Annotated in this window: 19 protein-coding genes; 5 read left to right on the forward strand and 14 right to left on the reverse strand. The window is 67.1% G+C overall.

What is annotated here, in order from left to right:
• Window positions 1-8: 8 nt before the first annotated feature.
• The 7 genes from VG502_RS07010 to VG502_RS07040 form a co-directional block, all read right to left on the reverse strand.
• Entirely contained in the window at window positions 9-1,124 is a 1,116-nt protein-coding gene (locus tag VG502_RS07010) for an ABC transporter ATP-binding protein (protein WP_325549309.1), read from the reverse strand.
• A gap of 3 nt (window positions 1,125-1,127) precedes the next feature.
• A complete protein-coding gene (locus tag VG502_RS07015) occupies window positions 1,128-2,222 on the reverse strand; it encodes an ABC transporter ATP-binding protein (RefSeq protein ID WP_325549310.1) in 1,095 nt (364 codons plus the stop codon).
• A complete protein-coding gene (locus VG502_RS07020) occupies window positions 2,219-3,217 on the reverse strand; it encodes an ABC transporter permease (protein ID WP_325549311.1) in 999 nt (332 codons plus the stop codon). Before VG502_RS07020 ends, VG502_RS07015 begins: the two co-directional genes overlap by 4 nt.
• Before the next feature lie 95 nt (window positions 3,218-3,312).
• The gene (locus tag VG502_RS07025; RefSeq protein WP_325549312.1) at window positions 3,313-5,088 is read right to left on the reverse strand and encodes an ABC transporter substrate-binding protein; all 1,776 of its coding nucleotides are present in this window, start codon (window positions 5,086-5,088) and stop codon (window positions 3,313-3,315) included.
• Between the two features lie 89 nt (window positions 5,089-5,177).
• A complete protein-coding gene (locus VG502_RS07030; RefSeq protein WP_325549313.1) occupies window positions 5,178-6,215 on the reverse strand; it encodes an ABC transporter permease in 1,038 nt (345 codons plus the stop codon).
• A 198-nt stretch (window positions 6,216-6,413) separates the two neighbouring features.
• Window positions 6,414-8,171, reverse strand: a complete 1,758-nt coding sequence (locus tag VG502_RS07035) for an ABC transporter substrate-binding protein (RefSeq protein WP_325549314.1) — start codon at window positions 8,169-8,171, stop codon at window positions 6,414-6,416.
• 133 nt (window positions 8,172-8,304) lie between these two features.
• The gene (locus tag VG502_RS07040; protein WP_325549315.1) at window positions 8,305-9,678 is read right to left on the reverse strand and encodes a replication-associated recombination protein A; all 1,374 of its coding nucleotides are present in this window, start codon (window positions 9,676-9,678) and stop codon (window positions 8,305-8,307) included.
• 19 nt (window positions 9,679-9,697) lie between these two features.
• Here VG502_RS07040 and VG502_RS07045 point away from each other — a divergent pair, with 19 nt between their 5' ends.
• Together VG502_RS07045 and VG502_RS07050 are read left to right on the forward strand one after the other, a co-directional pair.
• Window positions 9,698-10,471, forward strand: a complete 774-nt coding sequence (locus tag VG502_RS07045) for a GNAT family N-acetyltransferase (protein ID WP_325549316.1) — start codon at window positions 9,698-9,700, stop codon at window positions 10,469-10,471.
• 7 nt (window positions 10,472-10,478) lie between these two features.
• Window positions 10,479-11,315 carry a thioesterase family protein gene (locus VG502_RS07050; RefSeq protein WP_325549317.1) on the forward strand — a complete coding sequence of 279 codons (837 nt, stop codon included), beginning with the start codon at window positions 10,479-10,481 and terminating at the stop codon, window positions 11,313-11,315.
• 57 nt (window positions 11,316-11,372) lie between these two features.
• Here the strand turns inward: VG502_RS07050 and aspS are convergent, their stop codons facing one another.
• Entirely contained in the window at window positions 11,373-13,175 is a 1,803-nt protein-coding gene (aspS, locus tag VG502_RS07055) for an aspartate--tRNA ligase (protein ID WP_325549318.1), read from the reverse strand.
• Between the two features lie 349 nt (window positions 13,176-13,524).
• On the opposite strand from aspS, the gene VG502_RS07060 reads away from it, so the two are divergent.
• A complete protein-coding gene (locus VG502_RS07060) occupies window positions 13,525-14,229 on the forward strand; it encodes a phosphotransferase (RefSeq protein ID WP_325549319.1) in 705 nt (234 codons plus the stop codon).
• Here the strand turns inward: VG502_RS07060 and VG502_RS07065 are convergent.
• Entirely contained in the window at window positions 14,223-14,819 is a 597-nt protein-coding gene (locus VG502_RS07065) for a hypothetical protein (protein ID WP_325549320.1), read from the reverse strand. The two genes, VG502_RS07060 and VG502_RS07065, sit on opposite strands and share 7 nt — an antisense overlap.
• Window positions 14,816-15,190 (reverse strand): YchJ family protein, encoded by a 375-nt coding sequence (locus VG502_RS07070; protein ID WP_325549321.1) that lies wholly within the window; start codon window positions 15,188-15,190, stop codon window positions 14,816-14,818. The genes VG502_RS07065 and VG502_RS07070 overlap by 4 nt, the downstream gene beginning before the upstream one ends.
• 58 nt (window positions 15,191-15,248) lie before the next feature.
• Here VG502_RS07070 and argG point away from each other — a divergent pair, with 58 nt between their 5' ends.
• Together argG and VG502_RS07080 are read left to right on the forward strand one after the other, a co-directional pair.
• Window positions 15,249-16,667, forward strand: a complete 1,419-nt coding sequence (gene argG / locus VG502_RS07075) for an argininosuccinate synthase (protein ID WP_325549322.1) — start codon at window positions 15,249-15,251, stop codon at window positions 16,665-16,667.
• Window positions 16,657-17,544: a patatin-like phospholipase family protein gene (locus VG502_RS07080; RefSeq protein ID WP_325549323.1), complete on the forward strand. Its 888-nt coding sequence runs from the start codon at window positions 16,657-16,659 to the stop codon at window positions 17,542-17,544. The genes argG and VG502_RS07080 overlap by 11 nt, the downstream gene beginning before the upstream one ends.
• A 212-nt stretch (window positions 17,545-17,756) precedes the next feature.
• Here the strand turns inward: VG502_RS07080 and VG502_RS07085 are convergent, their stop codons facing one another.
• The 4 genes from VG502_RS07085 to recN all read right to left on the reverse strand — a co-directional run bounded on the left by VG502_RS07085 (window position 17,757) and on the right by recN (window position 23,125).
• Window positions 17,757-18,914, reverse strand: a complete 1,158-nt coding sequence (locus VG502_RS07085) for an aminotransferase class I/II-fold pyridoxal phosphate-dependent enzyme (protein ID WP_325549324.1) — start codon at window positions 18,912-18,914, stop codon at window positions 17,757-17,759.
• The gene (locus VG502_RS07090; RefSeq protein ID WP_325549325.1) at window positions 18,911-19,570 is read right to left on the reverse strand and encodes an NUDIX hydrolase; all 660 of its coding nucleotides are present in this window, start codon (window positions 19,568-19,570) and stop codon (window positions 18,911-18,913) included. The genes VG502_RS07085 and VG502_RS07090 overlap by 4 nt, the downstream gene beginning before the upstream one ends.
• 20 nt (window positions 19,571-19,590) lie before the next feature.
• Window positions 19,591-21,276 carry a CTP synthase gene (locus VG502_RS07095; RefSeq protein WP_325549326.1) on the reverse strand — a complete coding sequence of 562 codons (1,686 nt, stop codon included), beginning with the start codon at window positions 21,274-21,276 and terminating at the stop codon, window positions 19,591-19,593.
• Between the two features lie 157 nt (window positions 21,277-21,433).
• Window positions 21,434-23,125, reverse strand: a complete 1,692-nt coding sequence (recN, locus tag VG502_RS07100; RefSeq protein ID WP_325549327.1) for a DNA repair protein RecN — start codon at window positions 23,123-23,125, stop codon at window positions 21,434-21,436.
• Between the last annotated feature and the right edge of the window lie 43 nt (window positions 23,126-23,168).

Below are 23,168 nucleotides of genomic sequence, written 5' to 3' on the forward strand. Positions count from 1 at the left end.
CGACCCGATCAGGAAGCGTCGACCTCGGCGACGAGGTTCGACTTCACCTCCGGGAAGTGGCACGCGATCGTGTGGCTCGCCTTGTCGTCGGCGGGATCCAGCGGCGGCTCCTCGGCGGCGCAGATCTCCTGCGCCTTCCAGCAGCGCGTCCGGAAGCGGCAACCACTCGGCGGGTCGATCGGGCTCGGCACGTCGCCGATCAACCGGATCCGCTCGTTCGGCACCGCACCACGCACGATGTTCAGGTCGGGCGCCGCGGACAGCAGCGCCTGGGTGTAGGGATGCTGTGGCTTCTCGTAGATGTCCTCGCGGTCGCCGACCTCCATGATCTTGCCGAGGTACATCACCGCGATCCGGTCACAGAAGTGCCGGACGATGCCCAGGTCGTGGGCGATGAACACGAAGGCGATGCCGAGGTCCCGCCGCAGCTGGCTCATGAGGTTCATGACCTGTGCCTGGATCGACACGTCCAACGCGGAGACCGGCTCGTCAGCCACCACGACCTTCGGCTCCACCGCCAGCGCGCGGGCGATCCCGATGCGCTGGCGCTGACCGCCGGAGAATTCGTTCGGGTAACGGTTGACGTGCTCGGGGTTCAGACCGACGATCTCCAGCAGTTCCTGCACGCGGGCCTTGATCTTGTCCTTGGGGACCAGTCCGTGGATCTCCAGGGGTGCACCGATGATCTTCGACACGGTGAACCGCGGGTTGAGGGACCCGTAGGGATCCTGGAAGATCATCTGGATGTCCCGCCGCATCGGCCGCAGCGCCTTCTCCTTCAGGTGCGCGATCTCGCGACCCTCGAACTCGATCGAGCCCGCCGTCGGTTCCAGCAACCGCGTGACCAGTCGACCAGTGGTCGTCTTGCCACAGCCGGACTCACCGACCAGGCCGAGGGTCTCGCCCTTGGCCAGATCGAAGCTCACTCCGTCGACCGCCCGCGTCTGCAGGGTCTTGGGGAAGAGACCGCTGTATTCCTTCACCGGGAAGTGCTTGGCCAGGTCTTTGACGGTCAGCAGGATCTCGCGGTCACGCTGCGACTCGTGCACGACGGACTCTTCGGTCCGCTTGCTGAAGTCGATGGTGCCTGCATCCTCGACGGAGTCAGTGGTGTTGTCAGTCATCGATCACTCCAGGTTGGGGGCGACTTCGTCGGCGAAGATCGCGGCAGGGTCTGCCAGGTGGCAGCGGCTGAGTCGTCCCGGCTCGCCCGGTACCTCGTCGAACGCCGGCAACTCGGTGGCGCACCGGTTGTCCGGCACGCGGTCCGAGTACGCACAGCGCGGCCGGAAGGAGCAGCCGTCGGGCAGGTTCAGCAGGCTCGGCGGGTTGCCCGGGATCGGCTTCAGGTCCGATCCCACGTCGGCCGTCAGCGACGGAACCGAGCTGAGCAGGCCCCACGTGTAGGGCATCCGTGGGTCGGCCAGGATCTGGTGCGCCGTGCCCTTCTCGACACTACGGCCGGCATACATCACCAGCACGTGATCGGCGATCTCGGCCACGACGGCCAGGTCGTGGGTGATCATGATGATGGCCGACCCGAACTCACGCTGCAGGTCGTTCATCAGGTCCAGGATCTGCGCCTGCACCGTGACGTCGAGTGCCGTGGTCGGCTCGTCCGCGATGAGCAGCTTCGGGTCGTTGACCAAACCCAGGGCGATCATGGCTCGCTGACGCATACCACCGGAGAACTCGAACGGGTACTGCTTGGCCCGTCGGTCCGGGTTGGGCACACCGACGCGGTCCAGCATCTCGACGGCACGCTTCGCGGCCACCGACTTGGACACCTTGTGGTGCGCCAGGTAGGCCTCGGCGATCTGGGCGCCGACCTTCTTGAACGGATGCAGCGAGGACTGCGGGTCCTGGAAGATCATGGCGACCGTTTGGCTGCGCAGCTTGCGGAACTCCGCCTGTGAAGCGCCGACGAGTTCCTGGCCGTCCAGCTTGATGGAGCCGCTGATCCGGCTGCTCTTGGGGTTGTGGAGTCCCATGATCGCCATGGACGAGACACTCTTGCCCGAGCCGGATTCGCCGACGATGGCCAGCGTCTGACCGGCCTTCACCTGGTAGGAGACGCCGTTGACCGCACTGATCAGGCCCTCTTCGGTCGGGAACTGGACCTTCAGGTCCTCGACGGTGAGGATGACCGGAGCGTTCGGGTCGAGTGGCGGGCGACGGTGAGTGCCCGGCTCACCGGCCGGGGAGGTTGTTGTCTGGGTCATGTCAGCTTCACTGTCGGGTCGACGGCAACGTAGAGGAGATCGATGAGCAGGTTTCCGAGCACGATGAACGTCGCGCCGACGAGCACTGTGCCGGCGATCACCGGCAGGTCGTTGGTACTGATGGCGTCGAGCCCCAGCCGGCCGATCCCGCGAACGTTGAAGACCTGCTCGGTGAAGATCGAGCCGGACAACTGCAGTGCCACGTCGACACCGATCAGCGTCAGGTATGGCGCCAATGTCGCGCGCAGCGCATGTCGCCACACCACCGTCCGCTCCGGGATGCCCTTCGACCGCGCGGTGCGCACGAAATCGCTGGACAACGTGTTGATCATGAAGGCCCGCACATATCGCACATAGAGCATTGCGTTGAAGAGGCCGAAGATGATCCAGATCGCGATGAAGCCCGTGAACCACGTCCCCGGGTCCTGGGTCAGCGGCGTGTAGCCGGTGGCGGGCAGGACCTTCCAGGTGAAGATCAGGTACAGGTTGAGGATCAGCGCGACGGCGTAGTACGGCATGGAACTGATCACCTGCGAGGCGCCCACCAGGAATCGATCGAGTGGTGAGCCACGATTGCGCCCACAGACGACGCCGAGCAGGAGTCCGAGCGGAACGAAAATCAACATGCCACCGAACACAATGGCGAAGGTGACCGGCATGACCTGTTTGACCTGGTCGGTCACCGACTGGCTCTGCACGTAGGACCAGCCCAGGCACGGGGCGTCACAGTGCCCGGTGACCTGACCGTCATTGGTAATGTCACGGCCCGCGACGAGACCCTTGACGTAGGTCCCGAACTGCTGGACGACGGGCTTGTCCAGACCGAGGCTGTGGTTGATGTCGTGCACCTTCTGGTTGGTGCACTTGGTGCCGCAGATCTGGTACGCGACGCCGTCCTTGGCCGGCCCGGTGAAGAACAGGCCGAAGGTCAGCACGATTGCCGCGAACAGCACCGAGATTGCGAGCAGCAACCGTCGGGCGATGTAGACGATCACGTGGTGGCTCCTAGAAAGATGGTGACCCGCCGGTGACCGGAGCGGAGAAGACGCTGCTCCCCGCCCCGGTCACCGGCGAATATGACAACCTGGCGTCAGCTCTTGACCCAGAGCTGGGACAGACTGGGCATGCTGATGATCGGGTTCAACTCGACGTTGCCGACGTTCTTGCCGAACGTCGCGGTGTTCATCGAGTAGTAGTCCGGCAGGCCCGGCACGTACTTCGCCATGATCTCCTGGTCCAGCTTCGCCCACTCGGGCGCAGCCTTGGCCGGATCCATCTTGCCGATCTTGTCCATCTTGGCGTTGACCGCGGCGTTCTTGAACTGACCGACCGTGGTGCCGTCCGGAATGCCCTCACCACTGAAGAGCACCGGGTAGACCGAGTCACCGGTCGGCCAGTCGTAGCACCAGCCGGGCGTGCCCTGCATCATGTTGACCGGGGCCTTGGGGTCCGCGATCTTCTTGGTGCGCTCGGCCTTCGGGATCGGGATGTCCTTGACCTTGAAGCCGGCCTTCTGCAGCGCGGCCTTGCGGGCGGCATTGGCCGCGACCGACTGCGGGTTGTCGCCGGTGTAGTAGTAGGACAGCTGGAAGCCCAGCTTGCCGGCCTTCTTCAGCATGGCCTTCGCCTTGGCCGGGTCGCCATTGCCCTGGCCGGTGGCATAGGGCAGCGGGGTGTACTTCTTGTATCCCTGCAGGCTGGGGGCGGCATACGTGGTCGCCGGCTGCAGGTTGATCTTCGAGGTGCCGCTCGCCTTGCGGATCTGGTCCCACGGGTACGCGTAACCGATCGCCTTGCGGATGTTCAGCGGGATCTTGTTGACGTTCATGTTGACGTAGTACTCACACGACGACGGGCCGAGCGCGAACTGGTTCTTCTGCGCGCCGGTGACCTTCGCCTCGAGTGAGGAATCGAGAGCACCGATGTTGACCGTGTTGGCGCCGGTGCCGCTGTTGGCCAGGATCCGCTGCTGCGAGGCCAGGTCCACGACCGCCAGGTTGATCTGCACCTTGTCCGGATACGCGTGACGTACCGGGTCCGATTTGGGGTCCCAGTACTTGTTGCGCGACAGCACCAGCTTGGAGCCGATGTTGTAGGAGTCGACCTTGTAGGGGCCGGTCGTCAGCGGGTGCTTCTGGTAGTCGGTCTTGGTGTCCTTGGCCTTCGGGACCGGGGTGAACTCCGGGAACGAGGCGAAGTAGTTGAACGAGGGGACCTTCGTGACGAGGTGGAAGACCAGGGTGTCGTCACCCTTGGTGGTCACGCCCTTGAAGTTGGCGTTCGGCTGCTTGTAGGGGCCCTTGTAGTCCTTGCCGCCCACGAGGTACTGGCGCTGATAGTCGGTGCCGTTCAGGGCAACGCTCTCCTTGGCGAAGGAGCGCTCCATACCGTAGACGAAGTCCTCGATCTTGACCGGCGAACCGTCGGAGTACTTCAGGCCCTTGCGGATCTTGAAGGTCCAGGTCAGGCCGTCGGCGGACGGGGTGCCGACGCCCTCGGCCAGGTCGGGCACCAGGACCGGCTTGCCCTTGACGATCTTGTACTGCGTCAGCGCGCGGTACATGTACTGGGTGGCGAAGGCGTTCGAGTCGACGTAGTAGATGCCGGCCGGATCCATCGTGGGCGGGTTCGACGAGTCGTCGATGAAGAGGGTGCCACCCTTCTTGGCGCCCGTGACCTCCGGCGCCGGGCCCTTCAGGTTCGGGTTCGTCGCAGCGACCGCAGCCTTGGTCTGTTCTGCGGCCGCGGTGTTGTCGCCGTTGCCCGAACCGCTACCGTTGCCCGACGGCCCGCCGCTACTGCACGCAGCCAACGAGACCGCGGTGACGCCTGCGGCGCTCAGCGCAGCCAGTTTCGTCCAGCGCATTTGTCATTCTCCCTTTTTCGTTACTTCCCGGCACAGCCCGGGAAGAGTCTTTGATGTGTTGTCGTGCTTTGTCGTGCGTTGGTCGCGCTTCAGCGCCGGGTGTTGGGGTTGAAGGCGTCCGAGACCGCATCGCCCAGCAGGCTCAGACAGAGCACGACGACGAGCAGGCCGATCAGCGGGACCAGCATGGGCAACGGGAAGGCCTGCATCTGCTGCTGCCCCAAGGCGATGTCCAGGCCCCAGTCCGCTGTCGGCAAGCTGATGCCGACGCCCAGATAGGAAAGTCCGGCTTCGGCACCGATCCATGCCGGCAGCGCCGTGGTGAAAGCCACCAGGATCACGCTGGTCAAGTTGGGCAGCATCTCCTTGAACAGGATGCGCTTGGTCGGCGCCCCGAGTGAGCGAGCGGCCTGCACGAACTCGCGCTCGCGCAGTGCGAGCACCTCACCGCGGATCAGGCGGCACAGGCCCGCCCAGCCGAAGAACGTCAGCGCGACGAAGACGGCGATGATGCGGATCTTCTGCGCTTCACCGGAGGTCGGCTGCCCGCCGGGCACCAGGTACGCGGTCATGATCGGGACCAGCGCGATGGCGAAGAGCAGGAATGGCAGCGACAGCACGAGGTCCACGAACCAGCCGATGATCCGGTCGACCCAACCGCCGAAGAAGCCGGCCACCAGACCGAGGACGACACCGATGATCGTGGTCGTGATGGTGACGACCAGTGCGATCAGGAACGACGGCCGGATGCCGTAGACGAAACGAGCGAAGACGTCATACCCGGAGTTCGAGGTGAGGCCGAGCCAGTGCGAGCTGTTCGTGTAGAACGTCGGCAGGTTGTCGTCGCCGATGAGGTTGTAATTGGCTTGTGTCGGCGACTGGCCCTCGATACCGGTGATCAGCGGCGCGAAGATGCCCATCAGCAGGAAGAGCACGATGACGACCGCGCAGGTGACGGCGATGCGGTCCTTGCGTAGGCGGGCCAACGCGATCTGCGCCGGGGACTTGCTCTGCTGCCCCCCACCGCCATGATCCGTCTTGCCCAGGACTGCGGTGGCGCCGTCGGTCCCGTGAACTTGACCGACCTCCGTCAGCGTCTCATTGACGCCGCCTGGCCCAGCGGTCATCGATCCTCCATACGAGATTTGGGTGTCGGCAGGCGTGATCCCTCCCGACGCTTTCAATGGTCACTCGCCGTGCCCCCGCCCGCCGTGACGCATTAACGATGCCACAGCGGACGGGTCCATCAGTCGAGACGGCCCGAAGGTCACCCAATCGTTACATTGAGTGAGTTACGTCTCAGCCCGACGTCTCAGCCCGACGTCTCAGCCAACCCACACCTGTGCGAAATCGGGCAGTCCGTGGTTGGGGTCGGGCACGACGTTGTGCACCTTGTTGCCCAAGACCGAACTCGCCTTCGAGTAGGACAACGGGATGCCCATGACCTGCTTGGTCATCTTCTTGTCGAAGGCGAGCCACTCCGGCGCTGCCTGCGTCGGGTCGAGGGCGCTGATCCGGTCGAGTTCCTTGTCGATCGCCGTGTCCTGCAGGTTCGCGACCGAACGACCGTCCTTGGCGGTCGTCGTGCTGAACAGCTGCGGGTAGATCGAGTCTCCGGACGGCCAGTCGTAGCACCAGGAGCTGATGCCCTGACCGACATTCTCGGGAGCGTTCGGGTCGTTGATCTTCTCCGAGATCTCCGCCTGGCTGACGGGTACGTCCTTCACCTTGAAGCCGGCCTTCTGCATCGCAGACTTCAGCGCGTCGTTGGCCGCCTCGTCCTGACCCTTGCCGCTGACGTAGTACCAGGACAGCTCGAAGTTGGACTTGCCCGCCTTCTTCAGCATCGCCTTGGCCTTGGCCGGGTCACCCGAACCCTTGCCGATCAGCCCGTTGACCGCGGGGTACTGCTTGATGCCCGGCACCTGCGGCGGTGCGTAGGTCGTGGCCGGGTCGAAGGTCAGCTTGCTCTCGCCACCGGCCTTGCGCGTCTGGTCGTAGGGGTAGGCGACGGCGATCGCCTTGCGGACCTCCAGCGGGATCTCCTTGGAGTTCAGCGGCAGGTACGACTCACACGGCGACGGCCCGAAGACGACCTGCTTCGTCTGCGACTTGGCCTTCGACTCCAGGCCCGCGTCGAGACCGGAGATGTCCAGCGTCGTGGCGCCCGGGCCCGAGTTGGCGAAGATCCGCTGCTGCTCGGTGAGTGCGGTGACGCCCAGCTTCACGTCGATGGTGTCCGGGTACTGGTGTCGGATCGGGTCGGACTTGGCGTCCCACTGCGTGTTCTTCTCCAGCACGATGCGCGTGCCCTTGTTGAACGTCTTGAACTTGTAGGGGCCGGTGGCCAGCGGGCTCTTCTCGTAGGTGGACTTCTTCTCGGCGGACTGCGGCACCGGGCTCGCAGCCGGGAACGCCAGGTAATAGGGCAGCGTCGGCCACTTCCGGGTCAGGTGGAAGATCACCGTGTCGTCGCCCTTGGAGGTGACGCCCTTGAAGTCCTTGCCCTTGTCCGTGAAGGGGCCCTTGTAGGTGTCGCCACCGACCAGGGTGGTCTTCAGGTAGGGGACCGGACCCTGGCCACCGAGGTTCTCGTCGAACGATCGCTTGATCGCGTAGACGAAGTCCGCGGCCTTCACCGGTTGGCCGTTGCTGTATTTCATCCCCGGCTTGAGCTTGAAGGTCCAGGTCTTGCCGTCCGCCGACTCCTTGCCCAACCCTTGCGCCATGTCGGGCACGAGGGTGGACTTACCGTCCTGGTCGATCTGGTAGCCGGTCAGCCCACGGGTCACCAACTCCGACAGGATGGTCATCGAGAACTCGTAGTACGCGCCGGCCGGGTCGAACGTCGGCGGTGCTCCGGCATCCGTGATGGTCAGCGTCCCGCCCTTCTTGGCGCCTGCGATGTCGGGCGCCGGTCCCTTGACCGACGCATCCATGGCCGAGGACTTCACCTTGGCCCTCGGCGTCGACGAACCCTTGGACGAGGTGTTCGAGCTGCTCGGCCCACTGCTACTGCAAGCGGCCAGCGGCATGGCGATCATCACCACGGCAGCGGCGATCTTGCTCGACCTACGCATCATTGTGTTTACTCCGATTCGGTGAAGCGACGGGACAATCTCCGCACGCTGTCACGAGATCGGTTCCGGCGTGCGGCATTTACAACCCCTGAGACGAGATCGTTACTTGTTTACCATCACGCTCGGGCGCGCGGGTTCAATCGCGGCGATCGTCCGTACCGCGGACCACGGAACGCAGGGACTGCCAGCGGGGCCCGAGGTTCTGCTCCCAGCCGCGGTCGGTCGGCTGGTAGTAGTCGGCGTCCAGCAGATCGTCGGGGAGGAACTGTTGCGGGCCGACCCCGGCGGGCTCGTCATGCGTGTAGCGGTAGCCGTCCCCGTGGCCCAGCGCCGCGGCGCCGGCATACCCCGAGCCGCGCAGGTGCGGTGGCACCGCTCCCCCGTGCCCGGCGCGGACGTCCTCGATCGCCGCATTGATCCCCTTGTATGCCGCGTTCGACTTCGGCGCGAGCGCGTTGTGGACGACGGCCTGCCCCAGGATGATGCGCGCTTCCGGCATACCGATCTGGGCGACCGCATGCATGGCTGCGACCGCCGTCTGCAGGGCCGTGGGGTCCGCCATACCGACGTCCTCGCTCGCACTGATGACGATCCGGCGCGCGATGAAGCGCGGGTCCTCCCCCGCCTCGAGCATCCTCGCCAGATAATGCAACGCGGCGTCGACGTCGCTGCCCCGCATCGACTTGATGAGCGCACTGGCCACGTCGTAGTGCTGGTCACCCGCGCGGTCGTAGCGCACCGCCGCGGTGGCCATCGCCTGCTCCACGTGCGGCAACTCGATCGAGACGGGGTGCGTTCCGGGCGGGGCCGCGTCCTGCGCGACACCGGCAGCGGCCTCGAGCGCTGTCAACGATCGCCGGGCGTCGCCCCCCGCCATACGGACCAGATGCGCGCGCGCGTCATCGGCGAGCGTGAAATCCCCTGCCAAACCGCGTGATTCGGTCACCGCGTCATCAAGCAGCGCGGCCACCTCGTCGTCGTCGAGCGACTCCAGGCGGACCAGCATGGACCGCGACAGCAACGGTGCGATCACGCTGAAGCTCGGGTTCTCGGTGGTCGCCGCGACGAGCACCACCAGGCGATTCTCGACCCCGGGCAACAGTGCGTCCTGCTGTGCCTTGCTGAAGCGGTGGATCTCGTCCAGGAACAGCACCGTCTGGCGGCCGTAGAGGGATCGTTCCCGGGTCGCCTGCTCCATGACGGCGCGGACGTCCTTCACGCCGGCATTGATCGCCGACAACTCCACGAAGCGCCGGTCCTCCGCGGTCGCGACGAGGTGTGCCAGCGTCGTCTTGCCCGTGCCGGGCGGTCCCCACAGGATCGCGGAGATCGGTCCGGCAGCACCCTTGGCCCCCTCGATCAGCCGTCGGAGCGGACTTCCCTGCTTCAGCGCGTCGCGCTGGCCACGGACCTCGTCCACGGAGCGAGGACGCATCCGGACCGCCAGTGGTGCCGTCGTCGCGTCGCCGGGCTCACGATCGTCGGTGGCACTGAAGAGATCATCGGACACGCGTGCAACGCTAGCCCGCGTGTCGGACACGATCCTTCGCTGCCTCCCGGGCAGCGCGCTGCACGAGCTGTTCCCCGATGACCCGTTCCTGCGCTGGGACCTCGCCCGCCCCCATCTCTCGGACATCTGGGTGTATGGCGATTCCGTTGGTTTCCAACGACATTCGCACTCCCGGCACATCCACGGTCTCTCGTTGATCGGCCGTGACAACGTCCCGCAGCTGCTCGATGCCGTGCTGGCGGACCTGCCGCCCGAGATCAACGGTCTGGCCTTGGAGCGGCGCTTCCTTCCCGTGCTGCAGGACCGGCTCGGCACACGGCTGGGCGCCGGAGGCGACTGGGACTGGATGTGGACCGAGCAGCCGCCACCGCACATCGCCGCCGAGGACTTGCTGGTCGAACTGGACGACCTCGCGGACGCCGCCGACATCATCGCCCTCAACGCGGTCGGCAACCCGTCCGCCGAATCGGAACCCGGCACCGGTCGCACCCGGCTGTGGCTCGGCGTGCGCCGAGCCGACGAACTGGTGGCGGCCGGTGCGATGCACCGGACACCCGGCGGCGCACCGCACCTGGCGGGCATCGTCGTGCACCCGCGGTTGCGCGGGCGTGGCCTCGGTGTCGCGGTCACCGCAGGGTTGACCCGACGGGCGATCGCCGACTACGGCGTCTGCACGCTCGGCATGTATGCCGACAACGACCGCGCCCGCGCGATGTACGAGGGACTCGGCTTCGCGGTGGCCAGGGCATGGGCCAGCCGCCGCCTGCTCCCGGCCGACGGCGCTCGGCAATGATGACCGCATGAGCGAACTCGGCGACGCACTGCGCCTCGAACAATCCGGCAACGGCTGGGCCGGCGAGCTCAGCGACGACTGGGCGATCGGTGAAGCGGTCAATGGCGGCCTGCTGATGTCGCTCGCAACGACGGCGACCGCGCGGGCCAGTGCGGCAGCGGGCGGGCACGGCGATCCGCTGAGCTTCTCCGGTGTGTTCCTTTCCCCCGGCACCGCGGGTCCGGTGCTGATCGAGCCGCAGATCCTGCGATCCGGACGCTCGATGACCACCGCGCAGGTCACGGTGTCGCAGGACGTCGACGGTAAGTCCGTCGAGCGATCGCGAGCGCTCGTGACGCTCGGCGACCTGATCCGGTATGCCGAGCCCGTGCTGAAAACCGCTGCAGCGCCTGACATTCCACCGCCCGACAAATGTGTCGCCGCGAGCGATGCGCCACCGTCGACGCTGACCAAGTCCGGCTTCCTGAAGCGCTTCGACGCGCGGATGGATCCGGCGACGATCGGCTGGGCCGTCGGCGATCCCAGCGGCGAGGGCGAGATGCGCGGCTGGCTACGGCTCGCTGACGGAGCCCCGATCGACGCCATCGGTCTCTTGCTCGTGCTGGACGCGTTCCCGCCCGTGGCGTTCGATCTCGGATCGACCGGCTGGGTGCCGACGGTGGAATTCACCGGCTACGTGCGCGGCGTACCCGCACCGGGCTGGTTGCAGCTGAGACTGCACACCACGCACGTCGCCGGCGGTCTCCTCAACGAGGACTGCGAGGTGTGGGACTCCACCGGCCGCCTCGTCGCGCACTCTCGCCAGTTGGCCTCCGCGCGGTTCCCCGCCCCGGACGCCGACTGACCCAACTGACAGAAGTGACGCCGAGTGACGCACCTGCGTCACTCGGCGTCGGGTGCGTCACTCAGCGAGCGCGGCCTCGGATTTCTCGCCCTTCTTCTCCGGCTTCGCGTCGACGCCGGCCTCCTTGCGCTGCGCCGGCGTGATCGGCGCGGGCGCAGCGGTCAGCGGGTCGTAGCCGCCACCGGACTTCGGGAACGCGATGACCTCACGGATCGAGTCCGTGTGTGCGAGCAGCGCACAGATCCGGTCCCAGCCGAACGCGATGCCGCCGTGCGGCGGCGCGCCGAAGGCGAAGGCGTCGAGCAGGAAGCCGAACTTCTCCTGCGCCTCCTCCTCGGACAGGCCCATCACCTTGAAGACACGCTCCTGAATGTCCTTGCGGTGGATACGGATCGAGCCGCCGCCGATCTCATTGCCGTTGCAGACCATGTCGTAGGCGTAGGCGAGTGCCGAGCCGGGGTCGGTGTCGAATGTGTCGACATACTCCTTCTTCGGCATGGTGAACGCGTGGTGCACCGCGGTCCAGGCGCCCGCACCGACGGCGACGTCACCGGAGGCCACCGCGTCTGCGGCCGGCTCGAACAGCGGCGCGTCGAGCACCCACAGGAACGACCACTTCGACTCGTCGATCAGCTCGCAGCGGCGGCCGATCTCCAGCCGGGCAGCACCGAGCAGGGCGCGCGAGGACTTGGCGTCGCCCGCGGCGAAGAAGATGCAGTCACCCGGCTTGGCGCCGACATGGCCCGGCAGCGCTGCGATCTCGGCTTCGGTGAGGTTCTTGGCGACCGGACCGGTGAGCGTGCCGTCCTCCTGCACCAGGATGTAGGCAAGACCCTTCGCGCCGCGCTGCTTGGCCCACTCCTGCCAGGCGTCGAGCTGGCGACGCGGCTGCGACGCACCGCCGGGCATCACCACCGCGCCGACATACTCGGCCTGGAAGACGCGGAACGTCGTGTCCTTGAAAAGGTCTGCGCATTCGACGATTTCGAGGTCGAAGCGCAGGTCCGGCTTGTCCGATCCGTAGCGCTGCATCGCGTCGGCATACGTCATCCGCGGGAACGGTGTCGGAATGTCGACGTCGATGACCTGCCACAGTGACTTCGCGATCGCTTCACCGAGCTCGATGATGTCGTCCTGCTCGACGAAGCTCATCTCGATGTCGAGCTGGGTGAACTCCGGCTGCCGGTCCGCGCGGAAGTCCTCATCGCGGTAGCAGCGCGCGATCTGGTAGTAGCGCTCCATGCCGGCGACCATCAGCAGCTGCTTGAACAACTGCGGGCTCTGCGGCAGGGCGTACCAACTGCCCGGCTGCAGGCGCGCCGGGACCAGGAAGTCGCGGGCGCCCTCGGGCGTGGACCGAGTCAGCGTGGGCGTCTCGATCTCGACGAAGTCACGCTCCGCCAGGACCGTGCGCGCGGCAGCATTCACCTTGGAACGCAAGCGGATTGCGGCGCCCTGCGCCGGGCGGCGCAGGTCGAGGTAGCGGTGCTTGAGGCGGGCTTCCTCGCCGACGTTGATGCGCTCGTCGATCTGGAACGGCAGCGGCGCCGACTCGCTGAGCACCTCGATCTCGTCCGCGACGACGTCGATCTCGCCGGTCGGCAGCTCGGGGTTGACGTCCTTGGCGTCGCGCGGCGTGACCGTGCCGGTCACCGCGATGCAGTATTCGTTGCGCAGGCCGTGGGCGGCGCCGGTCAGCACCTCATCGCGTGCGACGACCTGGACCACGCCGCTGGCGTCGCGCAGGTCGAGGAAGGCCACGCCACCGTGGTCGCGGCGTCGGGCCACCCAGCCGGCGAGGGTCACGGTCTGTCCGGCGTCGGCGGCGCGCAGGGTGCCGGCGTCATGAGTTCGAAGCATGATTGCGAATCCTTTCGGGGTTGGTTCCCGTCAAGGTCGCGAGGTCGGCCACCTTGACGAAAAGGCAGCCCTGGAGGTGTGGGCGGGGGCCAGATCGCGGTGCCACCACACCTTCGCCGAGGAGACCTCGGCCTCTCGTCGGTATCGCCGAACGCGCGTCCCCCGGCCGGTGTCCGGTGTATGGCGGCCAGCGCCATACACATCCAGCACCTGGTGGGTCGTCACTCCACCACCGCGGGCAGCAGCCATCTTACGGCGCCGGACGCCGCGCCCCGAAATCGACTACTGCTGCAGCCATGCACTGGCAAACGGCTACGTCGAGCCGGCGCCCCGCACCTAAGCTGGCCACATGTCCACCTGCGACCATCCCGGCGTCCTGCTGGCGACGGGAGCGACAGCGCTGGTCTATGAACTCGACGATCGGCGGGTGCTGCGCCGCTACCGGGACCGACGGCGGCCGGTCGACCGCGCTGCGAACGCGACCGAAATCGCCTGGGCTGCAGGCATTCCGACGCCTCGTGTCCTGGCCGCGCACGGTCCGGACCTGGTGCTCGAACGGGTGGATGGTCCGACGATGCTCGCCGAGATGAGTGCTGGTCGGCTGTCGATGGACGACGCGATGCGGCTGCTTGCCGACCTGCACCGCATGACGCACGCGGTGCGCCGGCCCGACGACGCCTCACTGCTGCCCGAGCGCGATGGCGGCGACCGCCTCATCCACCTCGATCTGCACCCGAACAACGTCCTGATGGCGCCCGGCGCGCCGGTGCTCATCGACTGGGAGAACGCGTGCTGGGGACCGCCCGGGCTCGACGTCGCAGTGACCGCGGTGATCCTCGCGTGTTACGCGCTGGCGTACCGCACCGAGGACGACGCGCTCGACGCGACGGATTTGCTCGACGTGTTCCTACGGGCTGCCGAACCGCTCACGCATCTTGACGAGGCGGTGGCCTTCCGACGTGATCGGGTCGACTTCATGCCGCCCGCCGAGGCGGCACAGCTGGACAACGCAGCAGGACTGGTGCGCTATCTGGCCGACCAGCCGCCTCAGTAGTCGTCGTCCATCCGATGCTCTTCGAAGATCACTTCAGCCTCATCGTTGTAGTCGATGACGATGTCGAGGAGGTCCATCACCACTGCGCACAACTCCTCCCCCGCGAGTTCCTGCATCTCGCGAATGGTGGCGACCTGCTGTCCGGCGATGAGCGAACGCAGCTGTCGGTCCTCGCCGGGCGACGTCTCGTAGTCGTGCTGCACCACTGTCAGCACATGCCGGAAGTCGGCCAGCGCGAGCGGCGTCCGGGTCTTCGTCTCGTCATGGAGAACCTCGGCGGCGTCCAGCCACACCTCGTCGCCCGCCTCGAAGACGTCCAGCACTGACTCCAGCGCATACATGTGCGCGGCCAGTGACAGCGGCGAGGCGCCGCCGTAGTCGTCATACGGCAGCCGCTCCGCCTTGCGGACATACGTCAACGCCTTGTCGGTGTCGGCCACTTCGAGCGCGGCGACGGCCTTGTGCAGGAGGTTCCTCGCCGCCTCGTGCATGGCGAGACTCTGGTCCTGCAGCGCGGCATGCTTGCGGTGCTCGATGTCGCCGAAGCCACGGTCGGCAGGGTTCTTCGGTATGCCGAAAGCGTCCGTCACGAGGGCTCCTCGTCCAGGTAGAACCACCGGCCGCCGCGTTTGGTGAAGCGGCTGCGTTCCCGCAATTCTCCTCCGTCGTATGACGCAACGAACTCCACCACCCCGGTGTCATCGCCGGCTCCACCATCGCGAACATCGAGGATTCGCAGGCCAGTCCACGTCATCGACGAGTCGAGCGTGACCTCCGCCGGACGGGTCCTCGGGTGCCAGGTGCGCCAGAGGTGTTCCCGATGTCCGTAGAAGTAGGCGGTGTAGCGGGAGCGCATCAGCTCCTCCGCCGTTGCGGCCAGTCGCTCGGTTGCGAGGAGCGGGCCGCAGCAGTCGTCATACGCCTTCCCGGAACCGCACGGGCAGGGGTCGTCGGTGCTCACGTTCCACACCGTAGACCGACGCACGATCGGCGGGGCGTTACCCCTAGGCTGGTGAGCCGTGTCGAAAGTGTTGAACTCCATTCCCGTCGGCGAGCGCGTCGGCATTGCCTTCTCCGGTGGCCTGGACACCTCGGTCGCAGTGGCCTGGATGCGCGACAAGGGCGCCGTCCCGTGCACCTACACCGCGGATCTGGGCCAGTATGACGAGCCGGACATCGACTCGGTCCCCGGCCGCGCCGGCCAGTACGGCGCGGAGCTGTCCCGCCTGGTCGACTGCAAGCGCCAGCTGGTCGAGGAGGGCCTGGCCGCGATCGCGTGCGGTGCCTTCCACATCCGATCCGGCGGCCGCGTCTACTTCAACACCACCCCGCTCGGCCGTGCGGTGACCGGCACGCTGCTGGTCCGCGCCATGCAGGAGGACAACGTCTCGATCTGGGGCGACGGATCCACCTACAAGGGCAACGACATCGAGCGGTTCTACCGCTACGGCCTGCTGGCCAACCCCGACCTGCGCATCTACAAGCCATGGCTGGACGCGCAGTTCGTCGATGAGCTCGGCGGCCGCCACGAGATGTCCGAGTGGCTGAAGGCCAAGGAGCTCCCCTACCGCGACTCCACCGAGAAGGCCTACTCCACCGACGCCAACATCCTCGGCGCCACCCACGAGGCCAAGAAGCTCGAGCACCTCGACACGTCGATGGAGATCGTCGAGCCCATCATGGGTGTCCGCTTCTGGGACCCCGAGGTGAAGATCGAAACCGAAGACGTGACAGTGCGTTTCGAGCGTGGCCGGCCGGTGTCGATCAACGGGCAGACCTTCGACGACGTGGTCGACCTCTTCAAGCTCGCCAACGAGGTCGGCGGCCGGCACGGCCTCGGCATGTCGGACCAGATCGAGAACCGCATCATCGAGGCCAAGTCACGCGGCATCTACGAGGCGCCGGGTCTGGCGTTGCTCTTCGCGGCATACGAGCGACTGGTCAACGCCATACACAACGAGGACACCGTCGCGCAGTACCACAACGAGGGTCGTCGGCTGGGTCGCCTTCTCTACGAAGGCCGTTGGTTCGACCCGCAGTCGCTGATGATCCGCGAGGGCCTGCTGCGCTGGGTCGCCTCCGCAGTCACCGGCGAGGTTGTGCTGCGGCTGCGTCGCGGTGAGGACTACTCGATCATCGACACCCGCGGCGAGGCGTTCAGCTACCACCCCGACAAGCTGTCGATGGAGCGCACCGAGGACGCGGCGTTCGGTCCGACCGACCGCATCGGCCAGCTCACGATGCGCAACCTCGACATCGCCGACACCCGCTCCAAGCTCGAGCTGTATGCCGGGCTCGGCGCACTCCCGCAGCGTGACTCCGACCTCGTCGGTGAGCTGAAACCCGGTGGTGCTGCTGCGATTTCGGCCAATCCCTCCGTCGAGTCCGACGAGGACGACGCACTGGATCGCGCCGCGATCGACTTCGGTGTCGACTGATCCCGTCGTCGCCGACACCGCCCTCGTCATCGAGGGTGGTGCCATGCGGAGCAGCCACTCCGCCGGCCTCGTCGTCGCGCTGATCGAGGCCGGCATCCGGCTGGGCTGGGTGGTCGGAATCTCCGCCGGGGCGACCAATGCTTCCAACTACGTCACCCGCGATGTATGGCGCGCCCACGCCTCCTTCACGACATTCGCGCAGGAGCCGGAGTTCGGCGGGTGGCGCAGCTTCGTACGCCGCAAGGGTGTCTTCAACTCCCAGTTCATCTACCAGGAGTCGGGTCTGCCGGACAACGTGCTGCCCTTCGATTGGAAGACCTACAGCGAGTCGACCGACCAGTGGAAGATCGGCGCGTTCGACGCCACGACCGGCGAGACCGTCTACTGGGGCCGCGAGGACATGCCGACCCTGCCGGACATGCTGGTGCGTGTGCAGGCCTCCGCGTCGATGCCGGTGCTGATGCCGCCGGTGAAACTGGACGGACACCTCTACGTGGACGGCGCCCTGGGCACCTCCGGTGGCGTCGCATTGGACGCAGCGCAGGCCGACGGTTTCGAGAAGTTCTTCGTCGTGCTCACCCAGCAGCGGTCGTATGTGAAGGAGCCGGAGGGCAAGGACTGGTTCTTCAAGACCTACTATCGCCGCTACCCCGCAGTCGCCGAGGCGCTGCGCACCCGGTACGAGCGCTACAACCGCACCCGTGAAGAGCTCTTCGAGCTCGAAAAGGCAGGCAAGGCATACATTTTCGCGCCGGAGGTCCAGCCGGTCAGCAACGGTGAACGCCGGCTGCCGGTCCTCGAGGCGACCTATCGCGCAGGTTACGACCAGGCGCAGCGCGAGCTGCCCGCCATACGGGAGTTCCTCGGCCTGGCCTGACGCGACCACCCCTCACCCCCGCGCGAAAAACCGGACCTCGCACACCTGACCACGCCAGAACTCGCCACCCGATGCCGAGAGGACACCCTTTCGCCGACAGGACAGGCAAATTTCGCGTTCTGAAGGCGAAATCGCCTGTCCTCTCGATAGGAGGGTGTCCTCTCGGCGAGGGTTGAGTGCTGCGCCGGTCAATGCGCTTGTATGCCGGTGAATCAGACGATCGCGACGAGACGATCGAGTGCGTCATCCAAGGCATCCGTCGCGCCGCAGAAGCTGAGCCGCACGAAGCGGTTGCCGCGGACCGGGTCGAAATCGATCCCCGGGGCGATCGCGACGCCGGTACGGTCGAGCACGTCGGCACACCAGCGCGTGCTGTCATCGGTCAGGTGCGACACGTCGCAGTAGGCGTAGAACGCACCGTCCGGCGGTGCGAACGACGCGATGCCCAGCTCCGGCAGCCGGCGCAGCAGCAGGTCGCGATTGACGGCATACCGCTCGACGTGGCGCTGCAGCTCCGCCGTGGCTTCGGGCGAGAACGCAGCAACCGCAGCGTATTGCGACACTGCCGGCGCACAGATCGCCAGGTTCGTCTGCAGCACGTCGACGGGGCGACGCAACGTGTCGGGCAGGAGATTCCAGCCCACGCGCCAGCCCGTCATCGACCAGAATTTACTCATCGACCCGAGCACGACGGCGTCCCTGCTGAAGCGACGTGCGGTCTGTGCGGGCCTGCCGTAGGCGATGCCGTGATAGATCTCATCGGAGATCAGCAACACACCGTGGTCGTCGCACCACTGCGCGATCGCTGCCAGCTCCTCGGGCTCGATGATCGTGCCCGTCGGGTTGGCCGGACTCGCCACGATCACGCCGTCCAGCGGCGCAACCGCGTGCGCGCCTTCCAGATGATCAACGGTCAACTGGAACCTCGTGTTGGGACCGCAGTCGATCTCAACCGGCTGAATCCCCAGCGCCTGCAATGTGTTCCGGTATGCCGGGTAGCCCGGCCGCGCCATCGCGACGCGCCCACCGGGGTCGAAGGCAGCCAGCAGTACGGTGCTGAACCCACCCGATGACCCGGTGCTGACGAGGACCTCGTCGGGCGAGACGTGCACGTCATACGCAGCGCGATAGTGCGCCGCGATCGCCTCGCGAAGCTGCGGGATCCCGTCACCTTCGGTGTAGCCGAGGCTGTCCGTCTCCAGCACCGAGTGCACGGCATCCAGTGCAGCTCGCGGCGCAGGTGTCGAAGGCTGGCCGACGCACAGCAGGATCATGTCACGGTGACTGCGCTGACGCGCCGCAGCGGCCCGGACCACATCCATCACGTGGAAGGGCTCGACTGCGCTGCGCTGCGACGGCCTGATGCTCATCGGTATGCCGGGTGCTCCGGCCACGGCGCGTCGGCGGGCCGCAACGTCTCCCAATTCCGTTGGCGTGCAACGGATGCACCGAGTATGGCGGAAACCGCGACACCGTTGTGCACCCTGCCGGCCAGGACCGCGTCGACGGCTTCGTCGAGCGAGACCCAACCGGTCGGCATGTTGTGTTCCTCGCCCTCACGGACGAAGCCTTCGGCGACGGCCGGGTGCACATCACGGGCGAGGAAGACCCGGAGGTTCTCCGACAGCGCGCCGGGAGAGGTGAAGATGTCGACCAGCACGTGCCAGGTGCCGGCGTCGAGATCCGCTTCCTCGCGCAACTCGCGCGAGGCGGCGTCCCGCGGGTCCTCCCCCGGCTTGTCGAGCAGCCCGGCCGGCACCTCCCAGTCGAACGTCCCGACCGGGTGGCGGTACTGCTGGATCAGCAGCACCTCCTCGGCACCTGCCTCACCGCGCATCGGCACCACCGCAACGGCTCCGGTATGACGCACGAAGTCCCGCGTCACATGACCACCCGCACCGAGCTGGACGTCCTCGGTGAGGACGTCCCAGACCCGCCCCTTGTAGACGACGGTCGATGAGGTCACCGGTTGCGGATCGAGCCGGTCCGCGATGGGGGTCGCGAGGCGGTCATGTGTTGCGCTCATCGGCGTCCCCTTCGCCAGATTCACTGTGCCACAGCGGAATCGGTGACCTTCGGCCGTTCGACCTCGACCAGCCGACTCGCGCGCTGCTGGTCGATGGCCGCGCCGACGAGACCCGCGAAGAGCGGGTGCGCGCGGTTCGGCCGGGACAGGAACTCCGGGTGCGCCTGCGTGGACACGTAGTAGGGATGCGTCTCGCGTGGCAGCTCCACGAACTCGACGAGCTGTCCGTCCGGCGACAGTCCGCTGAAGGACAGGCCGGCCTTCTCCAGCTGGGCGCGGTAGGCGTTGTTGACCTCGTAGCGGTGGCGGTGCCGCTCGGACACCTCGGTGGCGCCATACGCCTCGGCGATGACACTGCCCGCGGTCAGCTTCGCCGGGTAGGCGCCCAGCCGCATCGTGCCGCCCAGGTCGCCGGCGCCCTCGACATACACCTTCTGCTCCTCCATGGTCGCGATGACCGGGGCAGGTGTCTGCGGGTCGAACTCACTGGAGGACGCGCCCTCGATGCCGGCGACGTTGCGCGCGTATTCGATCACCATGCACTGCAGTCCGAGGCAGATCCCGAGAGTGGGAATCTGCTGCTCACGTGCCCAGCGCAGCGCACCGAGCTTGCCCTCGATCCCGCGCACGCCGAAGCCGCCCGGGACGAGGATCGCGTCGACACCGCCCAGAGCCTTGGCAGCGCCCGCAGGTGTGGTGCAGTCGTCGCTCGGCACCCACCGGATGACGACCTTGGCGTCGTGGTGGAAACCGCCGGAGCGCATCGCCTCGGTGACCGAAAGGTAGGCGTCCGGCAGGTCGATGTACTTGCCGACCAGTGCGACCTCGACCTTGTGCTCGGGCTCGTGAACCCGCTCCAGCAGCCGGTCCCACTCGTGCCAGTCGACATCGCGGAACGGCAGGCCGAGCCGGCGGACGACATACGCATCGATGCCTTCGGCATGCAGGACCTTGGGAATGTCATAGATGCTCGGGGCGTCCACGCAGGCAGCGACTGCTTCCTGGTCGACGTCGCACATCCGCGCGATCTTGTCCTTGATCCCGTCCGGCAGGTCGCGGTCGGCCCGCAGCACGAGCGCATCCGGCTGGATGCCGACCTGTCGTAGTGCGGCGACCGAGTGCTGGGTGGGCTTGGTCTTCAGCTCGCCACTCGGCGCCAGGTAGGGCACGAGCGAGACGTGCAGGAAGAAGACGTTGTCGCGGCCGACGTCCTGGCGCACCTGCCGGGCGGCCTCGAGGAACGGCAGCGACTCGATGTCACCGACCGTGCCACCGATCTCGGTGATGATCATGTCGACGTCGGGCGCCGCCTGGGCGCGCATCTGCGCCTTGATCTCGTTGGTGATGTGCGGGATGACCTGCACGGTGTCGCCGAGGTATTCGCCGCGCCGCTCCTTGGCGATGACCTCGCTGTAGACCTTGCCGGTCGTCACGTTGGCGTCACCGGCGAGGTTGACGTCCAGGAAGCGCTCGTAGTGGCCGATGTCCAGGTCGGTCTCGGCGCCGTCCTCGGTCACGAACACCTCGCCGTGCTGGAACGGGTTCATGGTGCCCGGATCGACGTTGATGTAGGGATCCAGCTTCTGCATCGTCACCCGCAGACCGCGAGCACGGAGTAGATGTCCGAGGCTTGAGGCGGTGAGCCCCTTGCCGAGCGAAGAGGCAACGCCTCCGGTCACGAAGATATGTTTCGTCTGCTCCACCACGGGCTCTCAGTCTACGTTACGGATTCGGCCGGCCGGACCACCCGGGCCCGAGTCCGCCACGAGGCTCTCACAGGACAGCGAATGTGCTGTGCAACCAAGGGCTTTCGGCGATTGGCCAGTCGGCGTACGGCGTGTTGCGCCGTATGCCGGGAGTTCGTCACCGATCCTGGCGCGCACCGTCGAGCAACTCCTGTGCATGCTGCCGGGCCGCGGCACTGTCGCTCACCCCGCCGAGCATGCGGGCCAGCTCGGCCAGCCTCTCGTCGCCCTCGACGGCGGTCACTCCGCTGGCGGTGATGTGCCCGTCGCTGGACTTGTGCACCACCAGCTGCCGATCGGCGTATGCCGCCACCTGCGCCAGGTGCGTGACCACGATGACCTGCGCATGCTGGGCGAGCTTGGCCAGCCGGGCCCCGATGTCGAGCGCCGCGGATCCGCCCACCCCGGCGTCCACCTCGTCGAAGACGAACGTCGGCACACTGCCGGTGGCAGTCACCACCTCGAGCGCGAGCATCACGCGGGACAGCTCACCACCGGACGCAGCCTTGGCGACGCTGCGCGGCGCCGCCCCGGCGTTCGCGGCGAGCAGGATCTCGACCTCGTCCACGCCGTGCGGTCCCCGATGCGCCGGGTCGCTGGTCACCTCGACGGTCAGCTTCGCCGACCCCATCGCGAGGTGGGCCAGTTCCCCGGTGACGGCCTTCTGCAGCTTCTTGGCGGCCGCGTCGCGTGCCTTGCTGAGCTTGCGCGCGGCGGCGTCGAGTTTCGGCTCGAGCTCCTCGAGGTGCCCGCGCAACGCCTCGATCCGGTCGTCGGAACCGGCCAGCTCCGCGGCTTCGGCCGCTGCGCCCTTGCTCCACACCAGGACGTCGTCGATGCTCTCGCCATACTTGCGCAGCAGGGCGGTCAGCTCGGCCCGCCGCTGCTGCACCTGCTCCATCCGGGCCGGGTCGATCTCGAGGTCGGCCAGGTATGACGCGAGGTCGGCCGCGATGTCGGCGGCCAGCACCCCGAGCTCCTGCATCCGGCCCTCCAGCGCGGCCAGGTCGCCGTCGTGCGCGATCAGGCCGCCGAGCGCCTGCCGGGCGCGGGCGACGAGTTCGATGACGTGCGGCGCATCGTCGTTGGCCTCGTCGCCGGCCAGCAGGTCGTGAGCGGCGCCGGCGCCCTCGCGCAGACCGTCGGCGTGGCTCAACTTCTCCGACTCCGCCGCCAGGTCCACGTCCTCGCCCGGCACCGGCTCGACACGCTCGATGTCCTCCAGCGCCGAGGTGAGCAGATCCAGCCGCTGTGCGCGCTCACGGGCACGGTCGGTGAGTTCGGTGAGCTCGGCGCGGGTGTCCTGCCAGTCCTGGTGCAGTGCCCGGTATGCCGCGAGCGCCGTCGCGATCGGCTTGCCGCCGAAGTCGTCCAGCATGACGCGGTGCTGCTCGGGACGTTGCAGCCGCCACTGATCGGCCTGACCGTGCACGGCGACCAGCAACTCCCCCAGCTCGCCGAGCACTCCGACCGGTGCACTCCGGCCGCCGATGTGGGCCCGCGAACGTCCTTGTCCGGAAACGGTTCGCGCGAGGATCAGCTCTCCGTCGACCTCCGCCCCGGCCTCCTCGGCGCGCGCAACCGCGGGGTGTCCACTGTCGAGCTCGACGATGCCTTCGACGAATGCCTTGTCGGCTCCACCACGCACCAGACCGGCGTCGCTGCGCCCGCCGAGCAGGAGGCCGAGCCCCTGGACGACCATCGTCTTGCCGGCGCCGGTTTCGCCCGTGACGACGTTCAGCCCCGGCGACAGGTCTAGCCGGGCGTCGTCGATGACGCCGAGGCCCTGGATCCGCAGTTCGCGCAGCACGTCAGCGAGCCTAACTGCCAGCAACGACGCCGCACCCGACGAC

This window comes from Flexivirga sp., from assembly GCF_035551235.1.
GTDB lineage: Bacteria > Actinomycetota > Actinomycetes > Actinomycetales > Dermatophilaceae > Flexivirga.

Bases quoted from the DNA above. Each gene is read 5' to 3' on its own strand.
- VG502_RS07010 (WP_325549309.1), bottom strand. From the start codon at position 1,124: ATGACTGACAACACCACTGACTCCGTCGAGGATGCAGGCACCATCGAC.
- VG502_RS07015 (WP_325549310.1), bottom strand. From the start codon at position 2,222: ATGACCCAGACAACAACCTCCCCGGCCGGTGAGCCGGGCACTCACCGT.
- VG502_RS07025 (WP_325549312.1), bottom strand. From the start codon at position 5,088: ATGCGCTGGACGAAACTGGCTGCGCTGAGCGCCGCAGGCGTCACCGCG.
- VG502_RS07030 (WP_325549313.1), bottom strand. From the start codon at position 6,215: ATGACCGCTGGGCCAGGCGGCGTCAATGAGACGCTGACGGAGGTCGGT.
- VG502_RS07035 (WP_325549314.1), bottom strand. From the start codon at position 8,171: ATGATGCGTAGGTCGAGCAAGATCGCCGCTGCCGTGGTGATGATCGCC.
- VG502_RS07050 (WP_325549317.1), top strand. From the start codon at position 10,479: ATGAGCGAACTCGGCGACGCACTGCGCCTCGAACAATCCGGCAACGGC.
- aspS (WP_325549318.1), bottom strand. From the start codon at position 13,175: ATGCTTCGAACTCATGACGCCGGCACCCTGCGCGCCGCCGACGCCGGA.
- VG502_RS07060 (WP_325549319.1), top strand. From the start codon at position 13,525: ATGTCCACCTGCGACCATCCCGGCGTCCTGCTGGCGACGGGAGCGACA.
- VG502_RS07085 (WP_325549324.1), bottom strand. From the start codon at position 18,914: ATGAGCATCAGGCCGTCGCAGCGCAGCGCAGTCGAGCCCTTCCACGTG.
- VG502_RS07090 (WP_325549325.1), bottom strand. From the start codon at position 19,570: ATGAGCGCAACACATGACCGCCTCGCGACCCCCATCGCGGACCGGCTC.